The 26,412-nt window shown below is 55.5% G+C and carries 27 protein-coding genes; 9 read left to right on the top strand and 18 right to left on the bottom strand.

Going from position 1 to position 26,412, the window contains the following annotated elements:
* The first annotated feature begins 230 nt into the window (after positions 1–230).
* Positions 231–1,037, top strand: a complete 807-nt coding sequence (locus tag ACTNE6_RS20185) for a LamG domain-containing protein (RefSeq protein WP_442498087.1) — start codon at positions 231–233, stop codon at positions 1,035–1,037.
* 869 nt (positions 1,038–1,906) lie between these two features.
* On the opposite strand, the gene ACTNE6_RS20180 is transcribed toward ACTNE6_RS20185, so the two are convergent.
* The 9 genes from ACTNE6_RS20180 to ACTNE6_RS20140 all read right to left on the bottom strand — a co-directional run bounded on the left by ACTNE6_RS20180 (position 1,907) and on the right by ACTNE6_RS20140 (position 10,337).
* Positions 1,907–2,725, bottom strand: coding sequence for a class I SAM-dependent methyltransferase (locus ACTNE6_RS20180; protein WP_442498086.1), 819 nt, complete (start codon positions 2,723–2,725; stop codon positions 1,907–1,909).
* Between the two features lie 100 nt (positions 2,726–2,825).
* The gene (locus ACTNE6_RS20175) at positions 2,826–3,995 is read right to left on the bottom strand and encodes an acyl-CoA dehydrogenase family protein (RefSeq protein WP_442498085.1); all 1,170 of its coding nucleotides are present in this window, start codon (positions 3,993–3,995) and stop codon (positions 2,826–2,828) included.
* 392 nt (positions 3,996–4,387) lie between these two features.
* Entirely contained in the window at positions 4,388–4,750 is a 363-nt protein-coding gene (locus ACTNE6_RS20170; protein WP_331815675.1) for a hypothetical protein, read from the bottom strand.
* Between the two features lie 14 nt (positions 4,751–4,764).
* Entirely contained in the window at positions 4,765–5,988 is a 1,224-nt protein-coding gene (locus tag ACTNE6_RS20165; RefSeq protein ID WP_442498084.1) for a beta-ketoacyl-ACP synthase, read from the bottom strand.
* Positions 5,988–6,713 (bottom strand): 3-oxoacyl-ACP reductase FabG, encoded by a 726-nt coding sequence (gene fabG / locus ACTNE6_RS20160; RefSeq protein WP_194971038.1) that lies wholly within the window; start codon positions 6,711–6,713, stop codon positions 5,988–5,990. The genes ACTNE6_RS20165 and fabG overlap by 1 nt, the downstream gene beginning before the upstream one ends.
* On the bottom strand, positions 6,710–7,141 hold the full coding sequence (locus ACTNE6_RS20155) for an ApeP family dehydratase (protein ID WP_194971039.1): 432 nt from the start codon (positions 7,139–7,141) through the stop codon (positions 6,710–6,712). The genes fabG and ACTNE6_RS20155 overlap by 4 nt, the downstream gene beginning before the upstream one ends.
* Positions 7,142–7,298: 157 nt before the next feature.
* A complete protein-coding gene (locus ACTNE6_RS20150) occupies positions 7,299–8,477 on the bottom strand; it encodes a beta-ketoacyl-[acyl-carrier-protein] synthase family protein (protein ID WP_442498083.1) in 1,179 nt (392 codons plus the stop codon).
* A complete protein-coding gene (locus tag ACTNE6_RS20145) occupies positions 8,458–9,060 on the bottom strand; it encodes a DUF3261 domain-containing protein (RefSeq protein WP_442498082.1) in 603 nt (200 codons plus the stop codon). The genes ACTNE6_RS20150 and ACTNE6_RS20145 overlap by 20 nt, the downstream gene beginning before the upstream one ends.
* Positions 9,057–10,337 (bottom strand): tryptophan 7-halogenase, encoded by a 1,281-nt coding sequence (locus ACTNE6_RS20140; protein ID WP_442498081.1) that lies wholly within the window; start codon positions 10,335–10,337, stop codon positions 9,057–9,059. Before ACTNE6_RS20140 ends, ACTNE6_RS20145 begins: the two co-directional genes overlap by 4 nt.
* Positions 10,338–10,625: 288 nt before the next feature.
* On the opposite strand from ACTNE6_RS20140, the gene ACTNE6_RS20135 reads away from it, so the two are divergent.
* Complete coding sequence (locus tag ACTNE6_RS20135; RefSeq protein WP_194971043.1) at positions 10,626–11,417, top strand: sulfite exporter TauE/SafE family protein; 792 nt, start codon at positions 10,626–10,628, stop codon at positions 11,415–11,417.
* Between the two features lie 77 nt (positions 11,418–11,494).
* On the opposite strand, the gene ACTNE6_RS20130 is transcribed toward ACTNE6_RS20135, so the two are convergent.
* The 4 genes from ACTNE6_RS20130 to ACTNE6_RS20115 all read right to left on the bottom strand — a co-directional run bounded on the left by ACTNE6_RS20130 (position 11,495) and on the right by ACTNE6_RS20115 (position 17,563).
* Positions 11,495–14,188: a cation-translocating P-type ATPase gene (locus ACTNE6_RS20130; protein WP_442498080.1), complete on the bottom strand. Its 2,694-nt coding sequence runs from the start codon at positions 14,186–14,188 to the stop codon at positions 11,495–11,497.
* A 78-nt stretch (positions 14,189–14,266) separates the two neighbouring features.
* The gene (locus ACTNE6_RS20125; RefSeq protein WP_442498079.1) at positions 14,267–16,579 is read right to left on the bottom strand and encodes an MMPL family transporter; all 2,313 of its coding nucleotides are present in this window, start codon (positions 16,577–16,579) and stop codon (positions 14,267–14,269) included.
* Complete coding sequence (locus ACTNE6_RS20120) at positions 16,560–17,144, bottom strand: outer membrane lipoprotein carrier protein LolA (RefSeq protein WP_442498078.1); 585 nt, start codon at positions 17,142–17,144, stop codon at positions 16,560–16,562. The genes ACTNE6_RS20125 and ACTNE6_RS20120 overlap by 20 nt, the downstream gene beginning before the upstream one ends.
* Complete coding sequence (locus ACTNE6_RS20115; protein WP_442498077.1) at positions 17,141–17,563, bottom strand: acyl-CoA thioesterase; 423 nt, start codon at positions 17,561–17,563, stop codon at positions 17,141–17,143. Before ACTNE6_RS20115 ends, ACTNE6_RS20120 begins: the two co-directional genes overlap by 4 nt.
* Before the next feature lie 205 nt (positions 17,564–17,768).
* Here ACTNE6_RS20115 and ACTNE6_RS20110 point away from each other — a divergent pair, with 205 nt between their 5' ends.
* Together ACTNE6_RS20110 and ACTNE6_RS20105 are read left to right on the top strand one after the other, a co-directional pair.
* Positions 17,769–18,080, top strand: a complete 312-nt coding sequence (locus ACTNE6_RS20110) for a hypothetical protein (RefSeq protein ID WP_442498076.1) — start codon at positions 17,769–17,771, stop codon at positions 18,078–18,080.
* Positions 18,064–18,618 carry a hypothetical protein gene (locus tag ACTNE6_RS20105; RefSeq protein ID WP_442498075.1) on the top strand — a complete coding sequence of 185 codons (555 nt, stop codon included), beginning with the start codon at positions 18,064–18,066 and terminating at the stop codon, positions 18,616–18,618. The genes ACTNE6_RS20110 and ACTNE6_RS20105 overlap by 17 nt, the downstream gene beginning before the upstream one ends.
* A gap of 55 nt (positions 18,619–18,673) precedes the next feature.
* Here the strand turns inward: ACTNE6_RS20105 and ACTNE6_RS20100 are convergent, their stop codons facing one another.
* Positions 18,674–19,270: a hypothetical protein gene (locus tag ACTNE6_RS20100; protein ID WP_442498074.1), complete on the bottom strand. Its 597-nt coding sequence runs from the start codon at positions 19,268–19,270 to the stop codon at positions 18,674–18,676.
* Positions 19,271–19,933: 663 nt separating this feature from the next.
* On the opposite strand from ACTNE6_RS20100, the gene ACTNE6_RS20095 reads away from it, so the two are divergent.
* Together ACTNE6_RS20095 and ACTNE6_RS20090 are read left to right on the top strand one after the other, a co-directional pair.
* Positions 19,934–20,749 carry a class I SAM-dependent methyltransferase gene (locus ACTNE6_RS20095; RefSeq protein WP_442498073.1) on the top strand — a complete coding sequence of 272 codons (816 nt, stop codon included), beginning with the start codon at positions 19,934–19,936 and terminating at the stop codon, positions 20,747–20,749.
* A 21-nt stretch (positions 20,750–20,770) separates the two neighbouring features.
* On the top strand, positions 20,771–21,043 hold the full coding sequence (locus ACTNE6_RS20090; RefSeq protein ID WP_442498072.1) for a hypothetical protein: 273 nt from the start codon (positions 20,771–20,773) through the stop codon (positions 21,041–21,043).
* On the opposite strand, the gene ACTNE6_RS20085 is transcribed toward ACTNE6_RS20090, so the two are convergent.
* Both ACTNE6_RS20085 and ACTNE6_RS20080 read right to left on the bottom strand, forming a co-directional pair.
* Positions 21,022–21,717 carry an IS630 family transposase gene (locus tag ACTNE6_RS20085; protein ID WP_442496985.1) on the bottom strand — a complete coding sequence of 232 codons (696 nt, stop codon included), beginning with the start codon at positions 21,715–21,717 and terminating at the stop codon, positions 21,022–21,024. The two genes, ACTNE6_RS20090 and ACTNE6_RS20085, sit on opposite strands and share 22 nt — an antisense overlap.
* Positions 21,714–22,157 (bottom strand): helix-turn-helix domain-containing protein, encoded by a 444-nt coding sequence (locus ACTNE6_RS20080; RefSeq protein WP_442498071.1) that lies wholly within the window; start codon positions 22,155–22,157, stop codon positions 21,714–21,716. The genes ACTNE6_RS20085 and ACTNE6_RS20080 overlap by 4 nt, the downstream gene beginning before the upstream one ends.
* 83 nt (positions 22,158–22,240) lie before the next feature.
* Here ACTNE6_RS20080 and ACTNE6_RS20075 point away from each other — a divergent pair, with 83 nt between their 5' ends.
* The 3 genes from ACTNE6_RS20075 (at position 22,241) to ACTNE6_RS20065 (ending at position 24,531) form a co-directional block, all read left to right on the top strand.
* Entirely contained in the window at positions 22,241–22,459 is a 219-nt protein-coding gene (locus ACTNE6_RS20075; protein WP_442498070.1) for a hypothetical protein, read from the top strand.
* Between the two features lie 269 nt (positions 22,460–22,728).
* Positions 22,729–23,142, top strand: a complete 414-nt coding sequence (gene rnk / locus ACTNE6_RS20070) for a nucleoside diphosphate kinase regulator (protein WP_442498069.1) — start codon at positions 22,729–22,731, stop codon at positions 23,140–23,142.
* A 345-nt stretch (positions 23,143–23,487) separates the two neighbouring features.
* A complete protein-coding gene (locus ACTNE6_RS20065; RefSeq protein WP_194971054.1) occupies positions 23,488–24,531 on the top strand; it encodes an SDR family oxidoreductase in 1,044 nt (347 codons plus the stop codon).
* Positions 24,532–24,670: 139 nt separating this feature from the next.
* Here the strand turns inward: ACTNE6_RS20065 and ACTNE6_RS20060 are convergent, their stop codons facing one another.
* A complete protein-coding gene (locus ACTNE6_RS20060; protein ID WP_442498068.1) occupies positions 24,671–25,141 on the bottom strand; it encodes a GNAT family N-acetyltransferase in 471 nt (156 codons plus the stop codon).
* A 231-nt stretch (positions 25,142–25,372) separates the two neighbouring features.
* Positions 25,373–26,065 (bottom strand): VPLPA-CTERM sorting domain-containing protein, encoded by a 693-nt coding sequence (locus ACTNE6_RS20055; RefSeq protein WP_442498067.1) that lies wholly within the window; start codon positions 26,063–26,065, stop codon positions 25,373–25,375.
* Between the last annotated feature and the right edge of the window lie 347 nt (positions 26,066–26,412).

Genomic DNA, 26,412 nt, shown 5'->3' with positions numbered 1-26,412 from the left:
CCCGGACATCGGCTCGTCGAATGATGAACGATCACCAGTTACCCAATCACTTATCAGACATCCGGGTTTTGCTTGAGCACTGAGCGAAAGGTCAGCGGCGCCCGAAAGCTAAGTGCGAAATAGACATTATTTGCGCCCGCATTTTGATATTAACTTGTCACTATGAAGATCTTTGTCACTCGACACAAAGGATGCGTGACAGGGGGCACCAGATAGAAGGAGTCCGCGCAATGCTTCTCAGAACTGCATTCACGTTAACGATCGGCGCATTGGCCCAGTTGGCGCTGGCATCACCAGCCGACGATGCGGTCCTGCAAGACAGGCCCATTGCTTACTTCACGATGGGTTCCCCCTTTCGGGTGCTTTGGGAGCCGGATCAGACTCGCTCCGGGTTTCGCGCCGTCCGCCACCCACGCGGCGGATTGCCGTGGACTGCGATGCCCAACGGCGACAGGGCGAGCGTCCTCAACGGCACGAACCAGTACCTCGAGGTCGCCTCACATCCACGCCTGTCCGTACCAACAACCGGAGCCCTCACGATCGAGGCCTGGATACGCCCCGATACCCTGCAGTTTCCTTCTCAGGAAGGCACCGGCTACGTGCACTGGGCGGGCAAGGGCGAACCGAACATGCAGGAATATGTGCTACGCATGTACTCGCTCTCGAACGACGAGTCGCGTCCGAACCGGCTCTCCGCTTACGCCTTCAATCTCTCGGGCGGATTCGGATCGGGGTCTTACTTCCAAGATTCGGTCGTGCAGGGCGAGTGGATCCACGTCGCCGCGGTGATCAACACTAAAGCCATCTCGCCCACCTACCCGACCGGCTATGTGCGCATCTACAAGAACGGAGTCTTGCGTGATACGACGGGACTTGATCAGTTCGGCGTGGTACCGGGCGCCGGACCTGCGCCGCTTCGCATCGGAACACGTGACAAGCGCAGCTACTTCAAAGGAGCGATCGGCAAGTTCGCGATCTACGATTACGAGGTGCCGCCCTCACGGCTGCAAGCGCACGTGCGAGAGGTTGTTCAGTAAGTGGCCTCTGTCGATGAAGCTGATGGTAGAGATAGTTGTTGTTCGCCGATCAAACTAACCGGGTAATTGGCAATAACAATACTTCAGCTCGCTTGAGCTTTTTCTTGATGACTTTGTTATCCGCCTCAAGGCTGTACATGTGAAAAATGTCTTTGGCATTGCTTCAAAGGTGTTCATAGAAAGCACAAAAAATCATGTTGGCTTCATGCGATAGACCGCATCAACACCAAATTTCTGAAGGGGATATTGCGTATTGTTTTTTAAAAACTCAGATGAATTAAACTTTAAAAAATTATGCCAAGACTTACGCAAGCCTGTGGGGGCGACTGCACCTAAAGCACCTACTGTTGATAGTCCGCCTATATCTGGGCGACTAAAGTCGCCCCCACATTATTTTTAAAAAACAGCTTTTTTTCATTTTTAGATAGCCCAATCCCACCTTCAACCAATGGCACAAGAGCAAAATGCGTAAGTCCTGTCAAAATAGAAGCCTCTGTTCATATGGTATCTGAGTGAATGAAAGACTTCTGGAATTTCGGAAATGACTTAAGAAAAAAATTAGCTTTAGCGTCATGTCCATCAATGGACCTCTACGGGTGGTAGCGCTCAGTGAAATTTTGGCTAACCAGCGGTTCAGACCGACGTTTACGCTTCCGCGCAACTGCGGGTTAACCTAAATGTTGAGAGAGCAATTTGTAACCTAAAGCAGCCGCTCGAAAATTTACATTGACCGGCAAGAAATGGCACATAGCTGACCTTCTCCTGAGCAGCGCGAGATATATCTCGCGCCAGATGATTCGACTGAATTAGAAGTTCAATCAAACGTTTGAGGCGGGTTGAATAACCCGCCTCGCTGAGAATCAATCCGCTCAACTCTGCGCCAGATCCGCATTATGGTCGATGACATACATGAACCGGACCAGCGTCTCGCGCTCGGCGTGGTCCTTGAACCAGCCGTTCTCGGCCATACGGGCCTCGCACAGGAAGGCGTTGCCTTCGGCGGCGAAGTCAGGCTGGAGCGTTCGTGAAAATTCGTAGTTCTTGATCCAGTGGTTGCGGATGTTTGGCGTGAAGTCGTGCTGAATGTAGCGGAACGACAGCGTCTGCAAAGCCTCGTCCATGCGCGTATGGCCGGGCAGCAGGATCGTGTCGGGATCGCTGTCCTCTTTGGCCTGAAACGCCGCGATGATCATGCGGCCGCCGGGCCGCAGCTTGGCGTTGAGCTTGGCCAGCGTCTTGTTGTAATCGCCCATGAAATAAATGGAATCGATGGCCAGGATGACATCGTAATCGCCGCCGGGCAGCTCGTCCTGAATCAAATCCGCACATCGGAAATCCAGCGTGGCGGCCTTGTCCCGGGTTCTGGCCTGCGCCTGGGCAATGGCGATATCCGCATAATCGAGGCCCAGAATGTTGCAGCCAGCTTTTTCGTGGAGATGCTCTGTGATGTGGCCGTTGGAGCAGCCGATTTCCAGCACTTTCTCGCCGGTCTTGAGCAGCGAGGCCAGAAAATCCATCTCCTCGACATCCATCATGCCGTGCTGGCACAGGTCCCTGCCATAAACGGCCTCGCAGAAGCGCGAGTGCGCCTGACTTTCGGCTGCGCGCCGGAAATATTCGTTGTACCAGGCCTTCGAAAACATTTCCGCCTGGCCCATGTCGGCCGTGTGGTTCATCAGTTCGTTCATACTCTGTTCCATACTCGCCTTTTACCCCCCATTGGTTAATAAATCATTACTTTCTAATATACCATCTGGACCGCTTTCTGAATAGGTCCGTATTTCAAGCTTAGAATTGGAAAAACGGCCACTCGGGATCGAGCCCGAGCAGGATCTGCCCGACCGACTCCAGCTTGCTGGCATTCAAAAAGCCGTGCTGCGTGATGACGTGAATGTCGCGGAAGTGTCGCTCAAAGGCATACTCCTCGCGGATGCCCGAAGCGCCGGCGATCTCGTGAATGAGGCTCACGGCCTTCGCGCATTCGAGCGTGGCATGCGTCATGGCCAGTTGCATGCGGCCTTTCAGCGCTACTGTGATGGGCCTGCCGGCGACAGCGGTCTGCCAGGCTTCTTCAAAGGTGCCGAAAAAAAAGGCGCGGCTGGCGCCAAGCTTGGCTTCGGCCTGCGCGAGCTGCGATTGCACGACGCCATAATCCTTGAGCGTTTTTGAGCCATAGGCCGGCGTTTTGTTGATGATGAGTTCTATGGCTTCATCGATGGCCGCACGTGTGATGCCGAGCGCTGGCGCGACGAGCGCCGCGATCGCCGGCCAGACCGTCAGCCGGTAAAGCGGGCCTTGATAGGCGCTGCCCGGCTTCTCCAGCGGCCCCCACGGCGCGGCCCAGTGCTCGGGGATGAATGCGTCCCGCATCTCGACGTCATGACTGCCGCTGCCGCGCATGCCCATCGTGTTCCAGTTGTCGACGATTTCGGCTTCGGCTGCGGGAACTGCAATCAACCGCATCTCGGGCACGCCATTGGCATCCAGGCGCAACTTGTCGCCGTCATAAATATTGGCGAAGCCGATAAATGCCGTGGCATGGTGCGCGCCGCTCACGAACGACGTGCGTCCTGAGATGCGATAGCCGCCCGCAACCGGAACGGCTTTGCGCGCGGGATTGAAAGCGCCGACCGGAATCGCGTCGACATTGAAAATCTCCTGCGCAGCCTGGTCACTGAACCAGGGCGCGAACATATCGTGTGCGACGGCGATTTGCAGGTTCCAGCCCGCCGCGCTGTCGATGCGTGAAACGTCCTCGATAATGCGTAAACCGGAAACTGGATCAAGCTCAAAGCCGCCGAACGCCTTCGGCCGCCACAGCCGGTAAAGTCCTGCCTGGTGCATTGCCTTGGCTACGGGCGCGGCCAGCTTCCGGTTGCGCTCGGCCTCAGGCGCGTGCTCCCGGATGATCGGCTCGATTTCTCGCACGGTTCTTAAAAGGGTATCGGTTGTGGACATAAAGTCTCCTGTGTTTGCATCGCTATCGAATTCAGGCGTCAGGCGCGAAACTCATCGCCTGCCGAAATCGGATTATAACGCACAAAAACCATAATTTAATTATGGAAATATCGTAAACTTCATGGCGCAAGACTTCTGGCGTTCTTGGTCAAAAGGCAGTCGTTTGGCTTCAGATGATTGTCTATATAAAACTTCGGGATCTGGTTTCTCAATGCGGACATGTGGCGGCAATGCTTGCTGAAATGCGCTCTCGATGATCTGGACACTTTGTTGCCCGATATCAACGCATTGGAGTGTTCGGCTTCGGTATATCCGAAAACCGCGAAGAGACGTTGTTGAATCTGAGGAGAGTAAAAGGGCTTCAGCCGCGGCTAAAGCCCTTGCCCGGCCGGTTATTCCTGCTTGTCGTTAACCAAGTCGTAAGTAATATCCGGATTGAAGCCCATCGGCCAGTAGATGAGGGCCGCCGGTGGCCAGAAGATGGAAACGGTGCGGAATTTGGCTCTCAATTTGCCTTCCTTGACGGTCTGGCCGTTCTGCTCCAGACGGTAGGGGATGCCGCCGCCGGGCGGCATGCCCGCCGCAGTCCAGAAGAAAGGTTTGGTCGTGACTTCGCCGTTGGCCTTGATATCTACCGGCTCCGGCCGTTTATAAACATACAGTTGCGATCCTTCCGGCACCTTGAAATGGCCCGTTGTCGTACAGCCCGTTACGGCTGCCGCTAACGCTAGAACCCCACAAATTTTTCTTATCATTTTTATTTCTTCCTCTATGCTACGCGTTTGAAAATCAGAGACGTATTTATACCACCAAAAGCGAAATTATTGCTCATGATGTGTTCGCATTCCAGAATCCGGACATCGCCTGTTATGTAATCAAGCTCCGCGCATTTGGAATCGATGTGGTCCAGATTGGCGGTGGGATGGAACCAGCCCTCGTTCATCATCCGGATGGCCGCCCAGGCTTCCAGCGCACCGCAGGCGCCCAGCGTATGGCCCGTGTAACTTTTCATGGCGCTGATTGGCGTGCGCGAGCCGAACACGGCCGCCGTGGCATGGCTTTCGGCGACGTCGCCGTGATCGGTTGCCGTGCCGTGCGCGCTGATGTAGCCGATGTCGGCCGCTTCAAGCCCCGCATCCTGCAGCGCCAGACGCATGGCGGTCTGCATGCTCTCGCTGTTGGGCTGGGTGACGTGCAGGCCGTCCGAGTTGGTGCCGAAACCGGCCACCTCGGCATAAATGCGGGCACCGCGTGCCAGGGCATGCTCGCGCTCTTCCAGAATCAGCGTGCCGGCGCCCTCGCCGATGACCAGCCCGTCGCGGTCGCGGTCGAAAGGCCGGGGCCTTCTATGCGGTTCGTCGTTGCGGATGCAGGTCGCGAACAGCGTGTCGAACACGGCCGCTTCGGAGGCCGAAAGCTCCTCGGCGCCGCCGGCCACCATCACGGTCTGGTAGCCGTGCCTGATCGCCTCATAGGCATAGCCTATGCCCTGGCTGCCCGAGGTGCAGGCGCTGGAAGTCGTATAAACGCGGCCGTTGATGCCGAAAAACAGGCCGATATTGACCGGCGCCGTATGCCCCATCATGCGGATATAGGAGGTGGCGTTGAGGCCGTCGACGGCATGATTGATCAGCATATTGCCGAATTCGGCCACTGCCTCGAGGCTGCCGGCCGAACTGCCATAGGCAATGCCCGTCTGTCCGCTGCTCAGGCAAGGATCGCCTAAAAGTCCGGCATCGGCCAGCGCCAGTTCGGTCGCGTAAACGGCCAGCAGGGCGATGCGGCCCATGCTGCGCGTCTGCTTTCGCGTATAATGCGCCGGCTTCGTGAACTCGGCCGGCGCGCCGAGCCGCGTATTCAAGCCCCGGTATTTTTCCCAGTCGGCCATATAGCGGATGCCCGTGGACCGGGTTTTCAGCCGTGCCGCGACCTGCGGCCAATCGTTGCCTATCGGCGAAATGCCGGCCATGCCGGTCACAACGACTCGCCTCATCAGCACAGGCCTCCGTTCACGGAAATGACCTGGCGCGTGATGTAGCCGGCATCGTCCGACATCAGGAAGGCCACGGCCGCGGCGACTTCGCGCGGATTGCCGACGCGCCGCGCCGGCACTATTTTTTTGATCTCGTCGAGCGGCAGTTCGCTGACCATCTCGGTATCGATCAGGCCCGGCGCCACGCAGTTGACGGTAATGTCGCGCTTGGCCAGTTCCAGCGCCAGCGCTTTCGTGGCGCCGATGATGCCGGCCTTGGCCGCGCTGTAGTTGACCTGCCCGCGATTGCCGATCAGCCCCGACACTGATGACAGCGTCACGATGCGGCCCGGCTTGCGGCGCCTGACCATGGGCATGATCACGGGATGCAGGACGTTGTAGAAGCCGTCCAGATTGGTATGCACGACATTGTCCCACTGCATGCCGGTCAGCGACGGAAAGGCGTTGTCGGCCGTGATGCCGGCGTTGCAGACCACACCGAAGTAAGCGCCGAAGGCCTCGATATCGGCGTTGATTTGCTCGGCGCATTGCGCCCGGTCGGCGATGTCGAATTGCAGAATGCGGACAGTCCGGCCCAGCCGCTCGATGTCGCCTGCTACGGCCTCGGCCTCGGCGCGCCGGCTGCGGCAGTGCAGCACCAGATCGAAGCCGCGCTCGGCCAGATACAAGGCAATGGCCTTGCCGATGCCGCGGCTGGAGCCCGTTACTAAAATCGTTTTATTCATAACTCTGTGTCATTAAGCGGAGGTTGGTAAACATTCAGATTGGCGCTGATCTCGATGTCATCGCCCAGAATCCGGCATTCGAAGGCGCCCAGCCTGTCGTCCTGCATGATTTTCTCGACATGCACCGTCAAAGTAGTGCCGACCTTGAATTCGGCTGCGTTGCCGCTGTAACGCCGCGTGCCCAGCAGGAAGCCGAGCCTGATCGGCTCCCCGGCGAGCCTGGCTTTCATGCCGGCATAGGCGCCGATGGTCTGCGCCATGTATTCGATGCCGACCCAGGCCGGTACGGTTTTATCGTCGCCGAACAGGCCGCTACGTACGACCAGTTCGGCCGACAGGCTGTTATCGTCAAAGGCAATCACGCGGTCCAGCAGTATCATCGGGCCGGTATGCGGGATCAGTTCGGCAATAGCGGGAAAATCGTTCATAAGGCTATGAAAGTTGTAGGGTACGCAACGCGTACCATCCCGGATTCATGATGGACCGGCAGATGTTGAAAAAGGTATGCAATGCATACCCTACAAAGCTTCGTGTCCTTTGTGGCAAATCTATTTATGCCATGTTCTTTAATTCTTCCATCGCCGATCATGCTCTACCTACCACTATCGATAGATTGTTGCCGCCGAACGCGAACGAATTGCTCTGGCAGGTGTCGATGCGCCGCCCCAGGCGCTCACCTTTTCTTACCAGATGCAGCGGCGCCAGTTCGAGATCGGGCTCATCGCCGCTGACATTGGGGATCAGGGCGTCTTCGCTGCTGCCGGTCAGCAGCAGCCAGCAGAAACCCAGCTCCAGCGCGGCCGCCGCGCCCAGGGTATGGCCGGTCATGCCCTTGCTGGAACTGACCGCCAGAGCCGGCCCGAACACGGCGTTGACGGCCGCGCTTTCCATGGCATCGTTTAATACCGTGGCAGTGCCGTGCAGGTTCAGGTAATCGATTTGATCGGGCGTCTTGCCAGCATCGGCCAGGGCCAGCTGCATGGCTTTGATCACGGCCTTGCCGGCCGGGTCCGGCGCCGAAAAGTGGTAGGCGTCGCTGGTCGCGCCGATGCCCAGCAAGGCGACGGGGCCGGGCTGCCGGCTCAGCACGAACAGGCTGGCCGCCTCGCCGATGTTGATGCCGTCGCGGCGCCGCCCGAACGGCTTGCAGTGGCCGGCGCTGATCGATTCAAGCGCGGCAAAGCCGTTGATGGTCAGGCCGCACAGGCTGTCGGCGCCGCCGACGATGACCGCATCGCAAAGGTCCAGATTGAGCAGTCGGCGCGCCGAAGCAAACGCCTTGCCGCTGGACGAGCAGGCTGTGGAGATCGTGTAGGCAGGCCCGGCCAGGTTCAGATAAGCAGTCAGAAAGTCGGCGCCGGCGCCCATTTGCTGCTGCTTGTAGTGGAACCGGTCGGGCAGGGCGCCGGCTTGCGTCACCGAAGCCAGTGCCTGTTCGGTGCTTAGTACGCCCGACGTACTGGTGCCGATGACGACGCCGATGCGGTCGCGCCCGAACGATGCGGTCATCGCATCGACGGTCGGCCTGATTTGTTCCAGAGCGGCCAGCAGCAATTGATTGTTGCGGCACTGGTAAACGCTGTATTCAGTCGGGATCTCGGGCAATTCGCTGTCAATGCGGCCCACGATGGTCTCGCGCCCGGGACTGAACCGATCGGTCATCACCAGCCCCGAGCGGTCGCCTGCCACGAGCCGCCTGCCGACCTCGGCTTTGGAACCGCCGAGCGCGCACAAGAGGCCTAAATCATTCAGGTAAAACGTCATAACTGAGAGTCTTGATGTCCAAGCGATAATGGTATTGATGATTGGTCAGCTCGACGTCCCGGGGCCATGCGGCATCGGGCGACAAATAGCGGACTTCAGCCTTCTTATCATCCTGATGATATAAAATCCGGCCGTTCGGGTCGGCCTCCAGCCGCCAGCCGGCCGGCAGTATTTTTTCCAGGCCGGCGACGGGCCAGTAGACCAGCTGCAGATCGGCGATTATGAATTCCGGCGCCACGGCATCGGGCAGCAGCGGGCTCTTGTCGGACGTCAGGGTATGGCCGTCGTAGCTTAAGTTGAACAGGCTCAGCCCTTCGTTCGTCAGACCGGCCATGGCGATATGCCGGTCATCCAGTTCCAGCACGCAAACCAGGGTTTCCTGCCTGTCCGTCCAGGTGGCCGTCAATTGCTGCACGACATGCCGCGCCGGCCCTGTCGGCGGCGCAATCGGCAGCGCGACAGGTTCTCCTGCAATTTCTTTGTGTTGCAGCGCCGAGCAGCCCGTCAACAAGGCCAGCATCATGAAAAAAACAGCCATAAAAACGGGCGGCCTGCCGGTCGCTGCGTCAATTAATCCGGTCATTCCTTGTCGCTGCGGCAAAATGCCGCCAGCGTATCGAGCCTTGAACGGGCATTTTTGACGTAAGGGTTGTTTTCGTCCCAGGCATAGCCGGCCAGTATCGAACTGATCATCGCCTTGACTTCGGGCCGCTGTTTGTCGTGGAAGATCACATCCTGAAACCGGCCGTCGTACCAGGCGTCGACGAACACGCGGAAGGTGTCGACGCCGCGCTGCAAGGGGCTCGCGTAATCGGACTGCCAGTCGACCGCTTCACCGTTGAACTGGCGGTCCAAAGCTGCGGCGGCCAAGCTGGCCGATTTCATGGCGATCGTGACGCCGGACGAAAACACCGGGTCCAGGAATTCGCCGGCATTGCCCAGCAGGGCATAGCCCTTGCCGTACAGGCTTTTGACATTGGCCGAATAGCCGGTAATGGTGTTCACGGCGCTGTCGAATTCGGCCTTGCCCAGCAGTGCCGTCAAGCTCGGGTCCTGGCCCACGACCTGCCGCAATGCCGCCTTGTTGTCAGCGGGCAGCGCATCAAAAAATTCCTGCCGGGCTACGACGCCCAGGCTGCTGCGGCCGTTGCTGAACGGTATCAGCCAGAACCAGACGTCTTCATGGTCGGGATGCACGGTAATGCGGATCTTGTTCCGGTCGAAGCGCGCATCGGCGTCGATGCGATCCTCGATATGCGTGAACAACGCCTGCCGGACCGGAAAGCCCGAAGGCGATTCCAGATCCAGCAGTCTTGGCAATATGCGGCCGAAACCGCTGGCGTCGAGCACGAAATCGGCTTCACAGGTCGACAATTCGCCCGACGCATCGCGCACGGTCAGCTTCGGCTTGTCGGCCGAGAAATCGGCCTCCAAGACCTCCTGCTGCCAACGGATTTCGACGCCCATGCGCTCGGCTTCCTGCGCCAGCAGCATGTCGAATGCCCCGCGCTGTACCTGGAAGGTCGTGCCGATGCCGGCAGTAAACTTGTCTTCGAAGGAAAAATCGGTGTATTTGCAGCCGCGCACGAACGAGGCGCCGTCCTTGTATTGAAATCCGGCGTTGACGACGGCTTCCAGCATGCCGGCTTCCTTGATGAATTCCATGCATTGCGGCAACAGGCTTTCACCGATGCTGAAGCGCGGGAACAGATTGCGCTCCAGAATCGTGACGCGATAGCCCTTGTTTGTCAGCAAGGCTCCGGCGATGCTGCCCGAAGGCCCGGCGCCGATAATGATGACGTGGTGAGGATGGCTGTTTTGAATATTGCCGCCTTGTTGCTGACTTGCTGCTGATGACATGGTTAAATGCCTACGACCTGATAAAAAATGCTAATTATATCAGAATAGGTCCGGCGAAATCAGGGTCATCGATTGCTTGTCCGGCCTGAATGGCTTCGTCTCTTTTTCTCTCAGCATTCAATCATTGGCGCGGCGCGGGCCGCAGCTCCCATCGATAAAAACCGATTTTCCGCAATCGTCACATGAAAAAAACGGCCGCCGTTTAAAATCCACTTTATGACGTTGACCGGCCATTGATTATATAATGGCGGGTTACCGTTATTATTTTAAAAATTAAGGCTCTTTAATATGGACTTAGCGTATATCGTTTCGGGCTTGCTGGTCGGAACTTTAGTGGGTTTGACCGGCGTGGGGGGCGGCTCGTTGATGACGCCGCTGCTGGTTTTCCTGTTTGATTTTGCCCCGAAAACGGCGATCGGCACGGATTTGTTGTTCGCGGCCATTACCAAAACCGGCGGCGTGCTGGTTCATCACAACAAGCATCAGTCGGTCGAATGGAAAATCGTCGGGCTTCTGGCATTGGGCAGTCTGCCGGCCTCGCTGACGGTTGTTTATTTGCTGACCTATGTGATGGAAAAGAATGACGGCGTCACGCAACTGATGACCACGACATTGGGAGTGACGCTGATTTTAACGGCCATGTCACTGATTTTCCGCAGCGTTTTTACCCGCAAAAGCCATGAAATTGCATTGCAGCGCAAGACGCACCATGAGCGCTTCGGACGCTGGCAGAGCCCTCTCACAGTCCTGACCGGCATCGTTCTGGGCGCACTGGTCACGCTGACTTCGGTAGGCGCGGGCGCGCTGGGCACGGTGACTTTATTATTCCTGTATCCGCGCCTGGCGACCGTGCGCATCGTCGGCACCGACCTGGCGCACGCGATTCCGCTGACGGCCGTCGCAGGGCTCGGGCATATGCACATGGGTAATGTGGATCTGGTATTGCTGGGCAGCCTGTTGGTCGGCTCCCTGCCCGGCATTTACGTCGGCAGCTATTTCAGCGCCAAGATTCCGGAAAAGGTGCTGAGACCCCTATTGGCGAGCCTTTTGATATTAATTGGCCTAAAATTCGTCTTGTAAGACGAGACGAGCGCGAAGCGAGCGGCACCGCCGCTCTCCGAACAGGCTGCCCGCGCTTTAGGGCATGAGACATCGCCTCAACTTTTTCCGGTCCAGTATTTCCATTTGGCAACCGCGAACTTGCGCACTTCCTCCAGCAACAGCATCGCCAGCGCAAACGGCAGGATGAATAGCCACACATCAGGCGCCAGCGGCAGCGTGCCGAATATCAAATTGCCCCAGGCTGTGTAGTCGATGATGACGACCAGCGCGATTTCCAGGACGATGCCCCCCAGGATGATCCGGTTGTCGAAGGCGGGCGCGCTGAATACACTGCGCTCCGGCGTCTTGCAGAGAAACACGTTGATGATCTGCATGACGATGATGGCGCTGAAGCAGGCGGTCGTGGCCTTAAGGTACAAGGGATCCTGGCTGTCCCGTCCTTCGCCCCACTGCCAGCCGCCGCTGTACAGCACATAGAAATAAGCCGACATGGCGGCAATCGCCTCCATTACTCCTAAAAAAAGATAAGCGCGGGTTAACAGACGCCAGTCCAGCAGTCTTTCCTTGCGCGGGCGCGGCGGCTTGGCCATGTTGCCCGGCTCGGGCTTGGCTGCGCCCAGTCCCAGGGCCGGCAGCATATCCGTTCCGAGATCGACGGCCAGGATCTGGATGATGGTCAAGGGCAAGGGGATTTTGAGCAGCGCAAAGGCCAGATAGGGTGCGACCTCGGGAATGTTGGAAGTCAGGATATAGGTGAGGAATTTGCGGATATTCTCATAAACGGTACGCCCCTCCTCGATGGCTGCGACAATACTGGCGAAATTGTCGTCGAGCAGGACCATATCGGCAGCCTCCTTGGCCACGTCCGTGCCGGCCACGCCCATTGCGATGCCGATGTCCGCGGTTTTCAGAGCTGGCGCATCATTGACGCCGTCACCCGTGACTGCGACGACGTGTTTTTTCTTCTTCAGTGCCGTGACGATGCGCATTTTCTGGTCGGCCCCGACCCGCGCGAAAATGAGGTCCGGCGCATCCAGGACCAGGCGCAGCTGGATGTCGGACAGTCTATGCAACTGTTCGCCGGTAATCACGATCGGGTTGTCAGTCTGAATTTGGCCAATCTGCCGGCCTATCGCCTGCGCCGTATGCGGATGATCACCCGTTATCATGATGACCTTGATGCCGGCGGCCCGGCACTTACTTATAGCGGCCGGCACCTCGGGCCTGGGCGGGTCTTCCAGCCCGACCAGCCCAGCGAGGATCAGGTCCTTCTCCTGCGCCGGCGCATTGTGGCTGTCCTCCAGCATCCGCCATGCGAACGCCAGTACGCGCAGCCCTCTGCCCGCCATATCTTCCTGCGCATTCAGATACGCTTGCCGGGCATCCTGCGTCATCGGTACGGTCCCTGCTGCGGTCTGTATTTGCGTGCACAATGGCAGCAGCGCTTCCAGGGCGCCTTTGCAATACAGCACAATGCCGGCCGGCGTATGATGGATTGTGGACAGGCGCTTGCGATCGGTATCAAATGGTACTTCATTGATCTTGGGATAGCCGCGCACCTCGCCCAGGCAAGTCTTGGCCATACGCACCAGCGCGATTTCCATAGGGTCACCCATTAATTGCCACTTGCCATTGAGCAGCGTTTCCTTCAGGTTATGGCACAGCAGCGCATCTTCGAAGAGCCGGCGGTGCGCATGCGCCAGTTCCGGCTGCCGCTGTACCGCTGTCGGCGTCAACATCTGCCCGTCCAGATAGAGCGCGTTGACTGCCATGCGGTTCTCGGTCAGCGTGCCGGTCTTGTCGGTACAGATCACAGTCGCCGAGCCTAATGCCTCCACGGAAGGCAGGTGCCGGATCAGAGCATTGCGCTTGGCCATGCGCTGCGTGGCCATAGCCAGCGACAGCGTGACCGTCGGCAGCAGGCCCTCCGGCACGTTGGCAACGATAATGCCGATCGCGAAAATGAAGTTGTCCCAGAACGACATGTGCATGCTGTGCCCGATCAGGAAAAACACCAGGCCCAGCGTGACGGCCAGAATCGCGATCAGACGGCTCAGGCGCACGATCTCGCGCTGTAGCGGCGAGCGGGTTTTGCTCGCGGTCTGGGTCAGATGGGCGATTTTGCCGAATTCGGTATGCATGCCGGTCGCAAACACCAGGGCCCGGCCCTCGCCCGAAACGACCGACGTACCGGCCAGCAATGTATTGCGGCTGTGCTCCAGACGTTCTTCGGAAGAAGGCAGGGCATCGCGTGCCTGCGGTCGTGATTCGCCGGTCACGGTGGCGTTATTGACGCGCAGCGAGAACGCTTCCAGCAGGCGGCAATCCGCTGGCACGTTATCGCCTTCCTGCAATAAAATGACGTCGCCCGGCACCAGGTCAGCCGCGAAAATCAATCCGACCTTGCCGTCCCTGATCACCTTGACATGCTGAGGCAGCAGTTTCTGCAGCGCGGCGATGGCGCGTTCAGCGCGGTACTGCTGCCAGAAAGAGAACAAGCCATTGATAACGATAACGCCCAGGATGGCATAGCCCAGTATGGCCATGCCCTCGCCCGGATGTCGGGATTCGGCGAAAAACGCCAGCCCCGCCGCAATCCAGAGAATCAGCGCAAAAAAATGTACAAACTCCCGGATAAAGCTCAGCCACAGCGGCTCGCCCTGCACCTGTTCGACGCGATTGGGGCCGTATTCGCGCAAACGGTTTTCAACTTGTGCAGCCAACAGTCCTTCATGATGACTGTGGAGGCTGGCAAGTGCTTCATCGATACTGAACTGATGTATTTTCATGGCGGTTCCCAAGCACGATGTTCCTATCGAACAGAGGCTTATGAGCGCTGATCAGTTCCCGACGGTTGCGGATCGCCCTTATCGTGTCTGTTTACCCACCAGCGGCGCCAGCAGCAAGGCCGTCAGAATGCCGGCCGCGACGGTAAAGCCGAAGGCGTGGACGATAGCTGTGGAGCTGACGGCCAGCAGACCGAAAGACAGCAGCGTCGTGATGGCCGACAGCGTGACGGCCAGCGAGGTGCTGGAGCGTTCATCTTCGGCCAGAAAGAAGAAGATGCCGTAGTCCACGCCTATGCCCAGCACCAGCAGCAGCGCGAACAGGTTGAACAGGCTGAACAGCTGGTCAAACCAGCCCAGCATGGACAGGGAAACGGCTGTCGCAAAAACAGGCACGGAAATGATCATCAGCGCATTGCGCCAGCCGAATTTGAGCCCCAATCCTATCAGTACAATGCCGTAGGCGGCGATCAGCAGGGTGCTGGCGCTGGTCCGGTAGCGCTCGAACAGCGACGAAAGCTGGGTCGCCTGGTCCACCCAGCGTACGCCCTGCAAGTCATTCAACTGCGACAGGGCCGCCAAGTTCTTGATGCCGGTTAATGATACGGTGCTCACGCAGCGGCCGGCATCGCAGCCCAGCCAGTGCATTTTCCGGGCTTCATCGGCGCTGTCCAGCCATTCGACCAGGCTGATGCGGCTGTTTTCGGCGGCTTTAAACCGCTGCTGTTCTGCGGCAATGGTTTGCTCGTCAAAGCCCAGCTCCGCCATGTAGCGTTTCAGCAGGCCGGCCTCGTAGAACGTCCGTTTCAGCAGATGATAATTGTCGCGCTGCGTGTCCGGGTCAGGCCAGTAGCGGCTGAGTCCGTCGTAAGACTCCATTGCGCCCTGCTGTTTCAGGGTTTCAAGGCGCGCTAGTAACGCCTGCTCGTTCCGATGCCAGTCCTGCGGATCTTTTCCGGACACCAGAAAAAACTGGCTGTCGGCTCTCACAGGCAGCAACTGCCGGATTTTCTGATCGACCGCCAAGCGCTCGGCGGAGGCCGACTGCAACAGGCGTACGTCATCGCGCGGCGTCAGCTGCCAGAGCCCGCCCGCAACTGCCGCAATCGCCACCGGCGCGAGCCAGATCAGGTTCCTCAGCAGCCAGGCCGGCCAGTGCTGTTGCCAATAATTCGTCAGCCGCAGCATGGCCGGCTTGTGCGCAGGCTTGAAGCCCGTCAGCAGCAGCGGGAACAGCAGGACCACGGTGGCCCAGGCGCCGATCAGGCCGATGACCGAGAAAAACGCAATCTCCTGCAGGAGTGGAAACGGCGCGACGCCCAGGCTGGCGTAGCTGACCAGGCTGGTTCCCAGATCCAGCGTGATGCCCAGCAGGATGTACTGCAATCCCTTGGCAGGCGCCCAGTTTTCCGAACTGAAGCTGCTGCAGAAATAATGCAGCGCATAGTCGATGCCGACGCCGATCAGGCTGGCGCCGAACACCAAGGTCAGGAGGTGGATTTTGCCGAAAACCATGATGCTGACAACCAGCGCCGCAAACGTGCTGGCCGCTATCCCTAAACAGGACAGCAGCAGCGGCCGGGCGCTGCGGAAGGTCAGCAGCAACAGCAGGATGCCGAGCGTGGAGCCGATGCTGACGATGGCGATCTCGCGCTGCGCGCTGTGCGAGCCCTCGGCCGTGAACAGCGGCATGCCGGTTGTGAGCAGTTCGCCGCCGGCCGCCTCGATCCGGCCTTGTGCGCCGTTCATGAGTTCACGCAATACATCCAGATTGTCCAGATGCAGCTTGTTGTCGGCCATGTCAGCGATCAGCAGCGCCCAGAAGCGGCCGCCATCCTGCACGAGTACCACGCCTTGTTCCAGCGTGAACCGGCCCGGATTCTGGGCGTTGAAGTAGCGGCTGAACAGCAGCAGCGGGTCGCGTTCGAGATTCGCCGCCTGCAGTTGCCCGAGCGGGCTGTAGAGCATTTCCAGATTGCGGCCGATCAGCGCCTCGGGCTGGGCCAGCAGCATGCCGCGCGTCTGCGCATCAAGCAGTTGGTAACGGTAAGCGAACAGCTGCTGATAACGTTTGGCAAAACTCTGTTGATCCACCTGCAGCCGGATATCCTTGAACAGGCCGCTTTGCTCGAACCGTTCCTTAAGCTGGCCGGCATAGGCGATCGCTTGCGGCGCAGAATCGGCACCGGTCAGGCAGATGACCTTGCCGTTGATAAGTTCGTTATGTTGGCGTACGGCTTGGGCGATTTCAGGCTGCTGTTCGGTGGTCGGCAGCAGCGCCAGAAACCCCGTTTCCAACCAGTCTGACGTCAACAAGCGGCTGCCGGCGAAGCCCAGCGCCAGCAAGCCCAGCAGCCAGACGAATGCGGCTATCCTAGGGCGATAAATGCGCAAAATCGGCTTCTTCTCCGGCGGTTAAGCGTTCGGGATGAATGATGTTTTGAAAGTGCAATATGCTGCTGTTGCCGTTGCTCTCGAAGATTTCCAGCTCGCGCAGTTCATGGTCGCCGGACAATTGCATCCGGCTGATGACTTTCTTCATCATCTCGTCCTTGGGCACAAGGCTGACCTGCCAGGCTATCTTTCTGACCGTTCCGTTGATATCGAACGCCGTAGCCAGTTGCGACAGGTCCGCGCCCAGCATGGCCTGGAACACCTTGCCGAACGCCGCCGGAACGGGTTGCTCACCGTGCTCCGTCCACAGGCGCGTGTCGCTGATCAAGAGCAGCGACGGCACGGGCGACAGCGTTTTCCAGGCGATGCCGCGGCTTTTATGGTAAATGAACGTGCCGTTCGAAATCAGCGGCTTGCGCAATACTTTCAGCTGCTTGGTCTGCTCAAAGGCGCCGCGCGTAATCGTGGCTTTAGTCAGACGGGCATTAATTTGGTCGAGCAGTTCATCGGCCATGCAGACATTGACCGTTAACAGAAACAGCACCAGGGCTTTTAAATAAATCACGAAACCTCCACGCCCAGCTTCTCAAGCAGAATGCCCGGCGATTCAAAACACATTTCATCCTTGGCCAGATTGACGGCCACTTGAATACTGTAGCCTTTGGTCAGCCTGTCGCCGGTTTCCTTGTCGACGATCAGATAATTGATTTTCAGCCGGTTTTCCCATTCGACAATCTCCGCTTTTACGGTGATGACCTGTTCGAAAGCGGCCGGCTTGATATAACGCATGCGCAGATCGATCACGGGCCACGAATAGCCCGAATCGCGCATCTGCCGGTAATTGTAGCCGATCTTGTCCAGCAGGGCGCAGCGCGCGATCTCGAAATACCTGACGTAATGGCCGTGCCAGACGATTTCCATCATGTCGACGTCGTGGAAGGGGATTTTCAGGTCGATAGCGGTTTGGTGGATTGGATCAGTCATGCCGGTCTATCCAGCGGCTCGAGCAAATCCTGAAATTTATGGTTAGTCATTTACTGTTCTTTGTTTTCTGCTTGTTCTGCCAGGCGGGCAATATTTCCAGCTCAGGCTTGGTAGTTTAGTCTGTAAAAATTAAGAAAATTATAAAACTATTTGCCTACTCTACACGGTTTTATAATCGTTAATTTTAATTATTGCGAAAATACACATGGAATTGGAAAAACTGCAAAACGAAGTTCTACGGAAAATCGGCAGGAATGTTATGTTGTTTCAACAAATGGAGCACTGGCTGAAATTTTTATCAATCTATGGAAGTCATTCAGGCTATATCAGTGAATTAGAAACAATTCTGAAAGATCGTGCCGCAGCTATTAATAAAAAGACGATGAGGCAAGTAGCCGACCAATTTCTTGAAAACACTTTTTCGGCATCTGAAAAAAATGCAAATGAGCCCGAAGAATTAAAAGAAATACGGCTTTCTTTTCGTTTTAGGGTTGAAGGTGATGATCATCTTTACTGAAGAACGAAAAAATGCATTGAATGCGATAGTTGCTGAACGAAATGAGTTAATTCACCATTTATTGCCGAAATGGAATATGAATTCCCTTGAAAGCGGTAAAGACATTGAACAGTATCTTGACGAGCAACGAGAGAAAATATTGCCCGAGCTTGAGAATTTGAAAGTGCTGATCAAGACTTTCCAGGAAGCTGTAAAAGAGCATGCAGATTTTTTGGCTTCTGATGAAAGTACAAAATATTTTGAGCTTGTGCCTCTTAGAAATAGCCTGATTGTTGCCGGTCTTTTTGAATTTGCCGAGCAAAAAGCAAGGTCTGATGGCTGGGCTGAACTTCATAAAGCATACCACTTTATCGTTAAACAAATTCCCGAAAACCAGCTAGCGGATGATTTTGCCAGTATAAAAAAGAGGTATGGTTATAAGAAGCTAAGTGAAATTCTATTAGCTTCAGAATATTTTGATCTTGATGAAGATCCTACGGATAAAGGTGGCATTCGCGTTCTATATCGGATAAAGCCTGATTTGACCTTTATAGATTAGTGCTTGGTATTTATCATTCCCACGCCGGAGCGTGGGAATGATGTCACTGCTGCGGCTAAATTTGCATCAATAACGAAGAGACGGCCCGAAAATAGAGCTCGAGCAGTTCCGACACCAGGTAATGAATAGAGGCTTCCAGTGTTTCAGCAGGCTGCTTCATGAGTTGGCCGAGCAGGCTGCCTAAGGTGTAATAACCGCTTACCAATGCCGCTTCAGCCGCTTCGGTCGCCGCAGCAAGGTAAGCCGTGACGGGCTGGATCGCCGCCGCTGCAGCGGCTTCAGGATTTTCCATGAAATTCTGTAGATAAAGCCGTGTTTCACGCCCCGCATCGGCTACATCGACAACAAGCTGTTGGTAAGAGGCCTGTGCTTTCGGCAACAGCTCTTCGTTGATTTGTGCGTGAAGTTCGGCAGCGCGGCCAGCGGCCTGATCATACCAGGCTGCCAGGGTTGGTCCCGGTTGTTCATACAACTGTTTGGCCGATGACGCCAGCAGCGTATGGCTATCGATCAGCGCTGTGCGGATATCCTGATACAGCACCTGCAACTGGGCATTCAACTGTGCATAGAGCTTCGATGTCGGCAAAAACAACTTGTTTTCCAGATCGAGATCTTGAGGGAATTGAAAGTTTTGATTATCGAAAAAAATCATAACACTCCTAATAATTCAACCTTGGATTTAATGTGCCGAAAAAGAATGCGGGCAAAGGGAGCCCGCATTTGAAGGGAAGGATAAAAAAACTTCGGTTCTCGTAAAGAGCGCATACAAGAGTCAGGGAGAGTGTATTCATCCCGGAACTCTTTGAAAATGCGACATGATGACGCGCGACAATATGCCTCTATAGTTGGCATGCAATCTGCACCGTATTAAAGGTTTTGCCTTCGGAAAACCAGTGCCGTAGCGGCTTTGCCTCTGATTGAAGCGTTTAAAATAGGGCATTTGTCGCACTAAAACTGTGTGATTCCACACATTCTTCAAACAAAACATCATCAAATGCATGAGACGGAAGCTGATGCGCCGGATTGATCCGTGCTTGAAAAATGCTTAAAATGATTTCTAACATGGATAATAAGCGGCAATGGCTGCTTCCACATCAGGCATACAAGGAGCTTTCATGCCCGTACTTCTGCAATCTTCATTCGCACCGCTGCTGATCGCGCCGGTTGCCTTTCTGAGCCCGAACTTCTCTCACGCCCTGCACGGACGCTCTAGCGGCCTTAATCGTGATTACTGCCGACGGATGCGCCGTTGACTGTGAATATCTACAACAAAAAACGCGACCAAAACCTTTACCGCTATCCAAAAAAGGACACTATGAAACCGATATCCAATACCGCTTTTTATTGCTGTGGGGTCCGCATGCAGGATGCCGAAACTGCAAACCCGGTCTGCCGAGACACCTACGCCAGGGTTTTTATGGATGAGCGCGGCTTGAACATTTTTTCCGCTTTCAAAGAGGAAACCAATCCCAATGCCGGCAACGTGGCAAGGCATAGGATTATCGACGACTGCATACGGCAGGCGCTGGCCGAGAATCCCGATTTAAAGATCATCCTGATCGGCGCCGGCTTTGACAGCCGCGCCTACCGGCTTGACGGCGGCGTATGGATCGAACTGGATGAGCCGCAAATCATCGCCTATAAAAACGAGCGGCTGCCGGTTGATACATGCAAAAACCGGCTGCAGCGCATCGCGATCGATTTTGAAACCGAGTCGCTGAAAGAGAAACTGCAGGCATTTTCCACCGATGAGCCCGTCATGGTTGTCATAGAAGGCGTTTTTATTTATCTGCAAGAGGATGCCATCAGGCAGACCCTGCAAACCTTGCGCCGGTTGTTTCCGGCGCATAAACTGGTCTGCGACCTCATGACGGAAAAGTTTTTCAACAAATACAGCTACACCCTGCAGCAGAAATTGGGCAAGTTGGGCGCCGATTTCAGGTTTACCTTATCAAATCCTGCCGAATTATTCTGCCGCTGCGGCTATCAGATCGTTCAAAAGCATTCCATCGCCGGCAAAGCCGTGGAATACGGAGCGGTAAAAGCGCCCATGCTGCTGTTTAACGTTTTTATGAGAACACTGGTGCATGGCTATTCGATTTTTGTCTTTGAACGGGCACTTAGGCGATAACCATTTGTAGGAATTGATCTTTTGTTTAACCCAAAGCGCGGGCAGCTCGATACAGGATTATCTGTCAGTGAAAATCAGGGAGCCGGCAGGACCGAATACGGGCTGGAACTGCCGCCCAAAATCTTCAAGGCAATGCAAGGCGAGTTTCTGGAGTATGTTGAAGGCCAATTGCTGACTGTCAGATTCCCGGTCAAGGAGCGTTACAGCAATCCGTTCGGCTGCATGCAGGGCGGCATGATCGTGGCGGCCATGGACAATACACTAGTGCATTGTCACAGCTTAATTTTAGGGTAAATGGATTTCAGTTTCGTTCGTGCATCGTCCACTTTCATCTGCCAATCGACACCGCGTTGTTTGCTATTAACAGAGCTCGACCAGGCGCTAATTTCAGTCCGTAAGGTTTCCATGTCACCGAACCTTCGATGCGCCAGGCACTGTCGGGTCAGGGTACTCAACTCATTTTCAGCGATATTCAACCAACTGCCATGCTTGGGCGTCTGGCAAAACTTGATCCGCCGTACGAGGTTGCGGGCACGTTCGGGTTCGAAGACCTCATAAAAGGCTCCTTTGGTATGGGTGTTGAGATTGTCGCTCACCAGCGTCACCACGGGACACTGGGCATAACGCCCTTCCAGCAAGCGGGCCACTTCTTTGGCCCAATCTGCTTTGGTGCGCTGAGGGCGGGCCGTCACCTCGCGCCATCCGACTAACGGCTCGGTAAACAGGAACAAGCTGGCGGTGCCGGCACGCTCGTATTCGTAATCGACCCGTGGCGGCTGCGTCAGCGTCCCCGGTCGTGGCGTACGGGTCTCTTTGATCAACTGTATCGGTTGTTCGTCCATGCAAAGGACCGGATGCGCGGCCTCATACGGTCGCGCATACACGTCCAGCACCTCTTCCATTGCAGCCACAAATTCGGCGTCCTGCTCGGGCGGAATCACCCAATAGGCAATCGCCCGCTGCGTCATGCCGTTTTTTTAATCAGCTTGCGGACGGTCTCATGGCTGATGGCGTCTACAATCCCCAGTTCCACGACGCGCCCGGCCAACAGCCGCAGGCTCCAGCGCGCATAGCCTGCCGGCGGCGATCCCAAGCGCGTGGCGATAATGCGCGCTTCCTGTGCCCCGTCCAATAACCTCGGGGTCGGCGGATACTCGCGTTTTCGGCCTTCCAACGCCCGTTCAAAGCCCTCTTCGACAAAGCGCTGGCGGATCTTTTCGACCGTGTTGATCCGGCATGCGTAGGCCTCCGCAATCCGCTGGTCTGTCCAACCCGGGCCATTCGCATCGGCCTTGAACAGAATCTGCGCACGCCGGACTTTTTGTGAGCTGCCTTGAAGTTTTTTGATCACCTTTTGAAGATGATGACGTTCCGTATCGCTCAGGCGGACAATGTATTTCTTGGGCATGTCTCGTCTCCGGTTTGGGAAAGAAGCCTATTAGACAGTTTTAGGTAGCCCATATTCTTAGCGTTGGCAGTGCACTAGGTCTATTGAGTCTTCTGCTTTTGCCTCCGAGCATCACGACTTATGTCAATACCAGGTTTATCGAGTCCGTCGAAATGACTTACGAGTTTATCCATGCCACGGATTTTATGGTAAAAATAACGCCCATGCAGGTTGACCTGCGGGCCGAAGTCAAAAGTCCCGGCGGCAAGTTGCTGGCGACTTGCACATCCAGTTCTGCTGTTATGAGGAGATTGAAGGGCTAATGAAGCCGGTTACTCATCACGCATTATCTTCATGAATCAAACCTCAAAAAAGGTATGCGATGCATACCCTACCTGGCTGTCGGGCAAAAGAGGCAATGTCGCATTAGCTTACACCCTGCGCTATTCGTCTGAACTGGCAACAATAAAAGCGATCAATTAAAAAATCATGAAAGACAGACGGTAAATTAAGTTTTTATACGAACATTTGATGTCCTATACATCATGTTAGGCTTATGCATTCGTACTAACAGAAACCTAAGAGACCTGAAATGTATGCGAAACCGAAATTGATAATCTCGTCGCTAGACGCGGAACGGCTCGAGAGCCTTATTGATTCATTACCGGGCAAGTCTTTTCCAGGAAAGGACGAGCTGGAGCATGAGCTGGCGCGTGCGGAAATAGTAGATCCGGAGGATGTCCCGCCCACAGTGGTAACGATGAATTCCACTGTGAGGTTTGAAATCGAATCTTCGTCCGAGGAGTTCTGTCTGACGCTTGTCTATCCCAAGGATATTGACGCTTCGGGCGAGAGGATTTCCATTCTTGCGCCTGTTGGCAGCGCCTTGCTTGGGCTTTCTCAAGGAGATGAAATCGAATGGCCCAAGCCGGGCGGTGGCGTGTTGCGAGTGCGCATCAAGGAAATTACCTATCAACCCGAACGTGCCGGCGTGCATTATCGGTAAATGGCCTGCTGGCCCAAAGCGCAGCAGGCTCTTGCGCTTCCGGTTCGGCTGTTATGAGAAGACTGAAAGATCAAGCCCGCACCCATAACGCCGTCGAGCTAACTGTCAAAACCTGCGGGTACTTTACTGGATGTCGGTTGGATACCGCACGGAAATTTTCTGATAAAGGACTAACCTTGTTTGCCCGTTAGAAATGCCAGCTGTTGCCGCTGAATAAAAAAATTCATGGGCTTGAAGCGAGGCATCGATGCTGTGTGCTGATTCAGTTGGTATTTTCTGATGAGTTAACCTCCCGTCTTGTAACAAGGCGAATGTAAACCGGAGACACAGACACGAGGCAAGCATATGAATTTAAAACCGTTAGCAGAACAAACTCTGGTGATTACGGGCGCCACTTCAGGTATCGGCCTGACGACGGCGCGTCTGGCGGCGAAAGAGGGCGCCAAAGTGGCCCTTGTTGCACGGAATGAGAAAGCGCTGCGCGATTTGACGGATGAAATAATCGCCGCTGGCGGACAGGCCATTTATGCGGTTGCGGACGTGGCCAACAAAAGTGCGCTGCAGGCCGCATCGGATAAAGCCATCGCCGAGTTTGGCGGTTATGACACTTGGGTGAATAATGCGGGCGTCTCCATTTACGGACGAATAATGGACGTGCCGGAGGAAGATTTGCGCCGTTTGTTCGAAACGAATCTGTGGGGCGTGGTCAACGGCTCCAAGATCGCTGTGGAGCATTTGCGCAGCAAAGGCGGAGCGCTCATTAATGTAGGCAGCGAAGCTTCCGATGCTTCCTTGCCGCTGCAAGGCCTTTATGCGGCTTCAAAACACGCCGTCAAAGGGTTCACCAACAGTCTGCGCATAGAACTTGAAGCTGATGGCCTGCCGGTATCCGTGACGCTGATTAAACCGACAGCGATTCACACGCCATTTCCTGAGGATGCAAGAAATTACCTGCCGTATGAGCCGAAGCTGCCGGTGCCGGTGTATGCGCCGGAGCTCGTCGCCGAAGCTATCCTTTACTGCGCTGAACACGCGAAACGGGAATTTTTTGTCGGCGACATGGCGAAGCTTAATTCTGCCATGGCCCTGCACACGCCCCGCCTCTATGAGAAAATGAATGAAGCCATGATCGATTCAAGGCAGAACTCGGGCAAAAAGGCAGAGGCAAACCGGTCTGACGGCCTTTATGCAACCAATTCCAGACTACATGAGCGAGGCGCGGAAGAGCGCTTCGTTCTGGAAAATAGCCTGTATCAACAAACCAAATTTCATCCTCTTCTATGGAGTATGTTAATGGTCGGCGGCGCTTTTCTGGCGGGGTTATATATCAAGGAACGCGGCTCATTTGCTGAGATTAAGCCGAAGAAGCTGGTAGCGGCTGTAAAATAATTACCGACAATCAGCTCATCGGCTTTTGTGAGTATCGGCACAAACGCCTGGCTGGCAGGTTCATCTTGACACGGGGCGGCTTGCCAGGAGCGCAACGGAAGAGAACGCAGCCTTTCAAAGCAATCTCCAGGCTTGTCCATTACAGGCCTGCCTTGAGCTTGCGGCCGCCTGTAATAGTGAATCTTTCTTTCCCGTAGAATTCGAGCGTTCTTTCAAACTGGGGAAGAGGCGGCGTCGTGACTTCGAGCCGGGTCCACTCCTTCGCCGCGGCAAGCTCTCTTGCCCTGCCGATGAGTTTTTTACCGACGCCTTTTGAACGGTATTGAGGGCGTACATAAAGCTCCGCTATTGTTCCAAACGCTCCTTCAGCATAGAGCGCATAGCTTTCATAAAGCGCTATGAATCCCACCGGCTTGCCTGCGTCTTCTGCCACAAACACGAAGTATTTCTGATCCACCAAAAACTGCCGCAGTCTTTCCGCAGTTTGGTTACGATCAAAGTTGAAAGCTTTTACATCGATTCTGCTCATTATTTCTGCCAGCAGCTGTCCCACCATTTCTGCTATGGCAGGGGATTGTTCCGGTGCTGCCGGCTTAATCGCAATAGTCATTTTCGATCTTCCTTAAGGCTATAAGAGGCGCCGACATGTGGAAGCGCATCGGTTGCAATTGATGTATCTCATCCCGGGATACATCCTGTCAAACTAACGATGGCGGCCGGCAATATTCCACAAACGAGAAGAGAAATAAAAACCCGCCGCAGCTTTCGCCGGGCGGGCTTCTTTATCGTGCGGCAATCTTAGGTTTCCGGCTGAACAGGCCGTGCCATTTCGGTTGATATCTTAGGCTGTGCGGCGTTTGCCGAAAACGCCCAATCCGGCCAGTGCCGAACCGAATAACCAGAAGGCGGCAGGAACGGGTACGAGCGAAGGATCATTTACGCCAACGCCAAAGTCGGCCGCATCAATGAAGTTGCCGACAGCCGGGTTACCGCCTGCCGCCGAAATCGAGACATATGAGAAACGAAGGGTATTGCCTAATGCAACGATGGGTGCCAGACCACTGCTGGTGTAAAAGCCCCAAGCCGTGTTGTCATCGCTGTATTGGCTACTGAACAATGTAATATCGTCTCCGCTTCCGAACAGGTTGTCAGCCCCCAGGTCAACGATATCCAATTGCATGGTGTCGACGCCTAGCCTGCCGCGGTGAGCGAAATGAAAGTCAACAATGCTGTTCGTTGCGATGCCGGCAACATCCTGGTAGAGCGCGGAGACCTGATTGGCGTTCAATTCCGCAAACTGGGCGCCATCATAAGCGGCGACTCCTTGAAAGTTATCGCTCCATAACTCAATTTGGTGGTCAGTAGCGGTGGTTTTCCAGCCTATTCCTTCGGTGCTGTCAGAGTAGAGCGTCCAGTCGGCAGTACCCGGCGTAAAACGCGGCGTTTCAAAGCTGCCATTAATAAATGCGGCGTTGGCATTGAGTGACAGCATCGGTCCCAATGCCAATAGCGTTAAGGAATGTTTTTTCTTCATTTTTAAATCCATTTTTAAATCCTGATTTTTATTAAAGTATTTGAATTGAGCGTATGCTTGATCTCTTGCCATCGCAAAAGATGACGGGCATACCTGCCACATAGGCAGGCCGCTAGGCTAGACCATACTTTTGATTTGTGTTGAGAAGCATCTCACAGAATCGGATTAATGGCAGGCGACTTCCGGTTCAGAGATAAAAATGCATGATTCTTCATAGACACAAAACTTGGGCATCTCCCGTTGCCGTGAGGACTGCGTTTTGTAATACTAATAATCAAGGCGCGGAGGAGTTATTCCGGAAGATGAAAGCGTCGGGCGCATCCATCATCAATCAGCGGAGCGAGTAC

The sequence above is a fragment of the Methylobacter sp. sgz302048 genome, from assembly GCF_052162025.1.
Taxonomy (GTDB): Bacteria; Pseudomonadota; Gammaproteobacteria; order Methylococcales; family Methylomonadaceae; genus Methylobacter.
Note: the sequence above shows the minus strand (reverse complement) of the source record. Positions and strands in the feature narration are given on the sequence as shown.

Bases quoted from the DNA above. Each gene is read 5' to 3' on its own strand.
- ACTNE6_RS20185 (WP_442498087.1), top strand. From the start codon at position 231: ATGCTTCTCAGAACTGCATTCACGTTAACGATCGGCGCATTGGCCCAG.
- ACTNE6_RS20180 (WP_442498086.1), bottom strand. From the start codon at position 2,725: ATGAACGAACTGATGAACCACACGGCCGACATGGGCCAGGCGGAAATG.
- ACTNE6_RS20175 (WP_442498085.1), bottom strand. From the start codon at position 3,995: ATGTCCACAACCGATACCCTTTTAAGAACCGTGCGAGAAATCGAGCCG.
- ACTNE6_RS20170 (WP_331815675.1), bottom strand. From the start codon at position 4,750: ATGATAAGAAAAATTTGTGGGGTTCTAGCGTTAGCGGCAGCCGTAACG.
- ACTNE6_RS20165 (WP_442498084.1), bottom strand. From the start codon at position 5,988: ATGAGGCGAGTCGTTGTGACCGGCATGGCCGGCATTTCGCCGATAGGC.
- fabG (WP_194971038.1), bottom strand. From the start codon at position 6,713: ATGAATAAAACGATTTTAGTAACGGGCTCCAGCCGCGGCATCGGCAAG.
- ACTNE6_RS20155 (WP_194971039.1), bottom strand. From the start codon at position 7,141: ATGAACGATTTTCCCGCTATTGCCGAACTGATCCCGCATACCGGCCCG.
- ACTNE6_RS20150 (WP_442498083.1), bottom strand. From the start codon at position 8,477: ATGACGTTTTACCTGAATGATTTAGGCCTCTTGTGCGCGCTCGGCGGT.
- ACTNE6_RS20145 (WP_442498082.1), bottom strand. From the start codon at position 9,060: ATGACCGGATTAATTGACGCAGCGACCGGCAGGCCGCCCGTTTTTATG.
- ACTNE6_RS20140 (WP_442498081.1), bottom strand. From the start codon at position 10,337: ATGTCATCAGCAGCAAGTCAGCAACAAGGCGGCAATATTCAAAACAGC.
- ACTNE6_RS20135 (WP_194971043.1), top strand. From the start codon at position 10,626: ATGGACTTAGCGTATATCGTTTCGGGCTTGCTGGTCGGAACTTTAGTG.
- ACTNE6_RS20130 (WP_442498080.1), bottom strand. From the start codon at position 14,188: ATGAAAATACATCAGTTCAGTATCGATGAAGCACTTGCCAGCCTCCAC.
- ACTNE6_RS20115 (WP_442498077.1), bottom strand. From the start codon at position 17,563: ATGACTGATCCAATCCACCAAACCGCTATCGACCTGAAAATCCCCTTC.
- ACTNE6_RS20110 (WP_442498076.1), top strand. From the start codon at position 17,769: ATGGAATTGGAAAAACTGCAAAACGAAGTTCTACGGAAAATCGGCAGG.
- ACTNE6_RS20105 (WP_442498075.1), top strand. From the start codon at position 18,064: ATGATCATCTTTACTGAAGAACGAAAAAATGCATTGAATGCGATAGTT.
- ACTNE6_RS20100 (WP_442498074.1), bottom strand. From the start codon at position 19,270: ATGATTTTTTTCGATAATCAAAACTTTCAATTCCCTCAAGATCTCGAT.
- ACTNE6_RS20095 (WP_442498073.1), top strand. From the start codon at position 19,934: ATGAAACCGATATCCAATACCGCTTTTTATTGCTGTGGGGTCCGCATG.
- ACTNE6_RS20085 (WP_442496985.1), bottom strand. From the start codon at position 21,717: ATGACGCAGCGGGCGATTGCCTATTGGGTGATTCCGCCCGAGCAGGAC.
- ACTNE6_RS20080 (WP_442498071.1), bottom strand. From the start codon at position 22,157: ATGCCCAAGAAATACATTGTCCGCCTGAGCGATACGGAACGTCATCAT.
- rnk (WP_442498069.1), top strand. From the start codon at position 22,729: ATGTATGCGAAACCGAAATTGATAATCTCGTCGCTAGACGCGGAACGG.
- ACTNE6_RS20065 (WP_194971054.1), top strand. From the start codon at position 23,488: ATGAATTTAAAACCGTTAGCAGAACAAACTCTGGTGATTACGGGCGCC.
- ACTNE6_RS20060 (WP_442498068.1), bottom strand. From the start codon at position 25,141: ATGACTATTGCGATTAAGCCGGCAGCACCGGAACAATCCCCTGCCATA.
- ACTNE6_RS20055 (WP_442498067.1), bottom strand. From the start codon at position 26,065: ATGAAGAAAAAACATTCCTTAACGCTATTGGCATTGGGACCGATGCTG.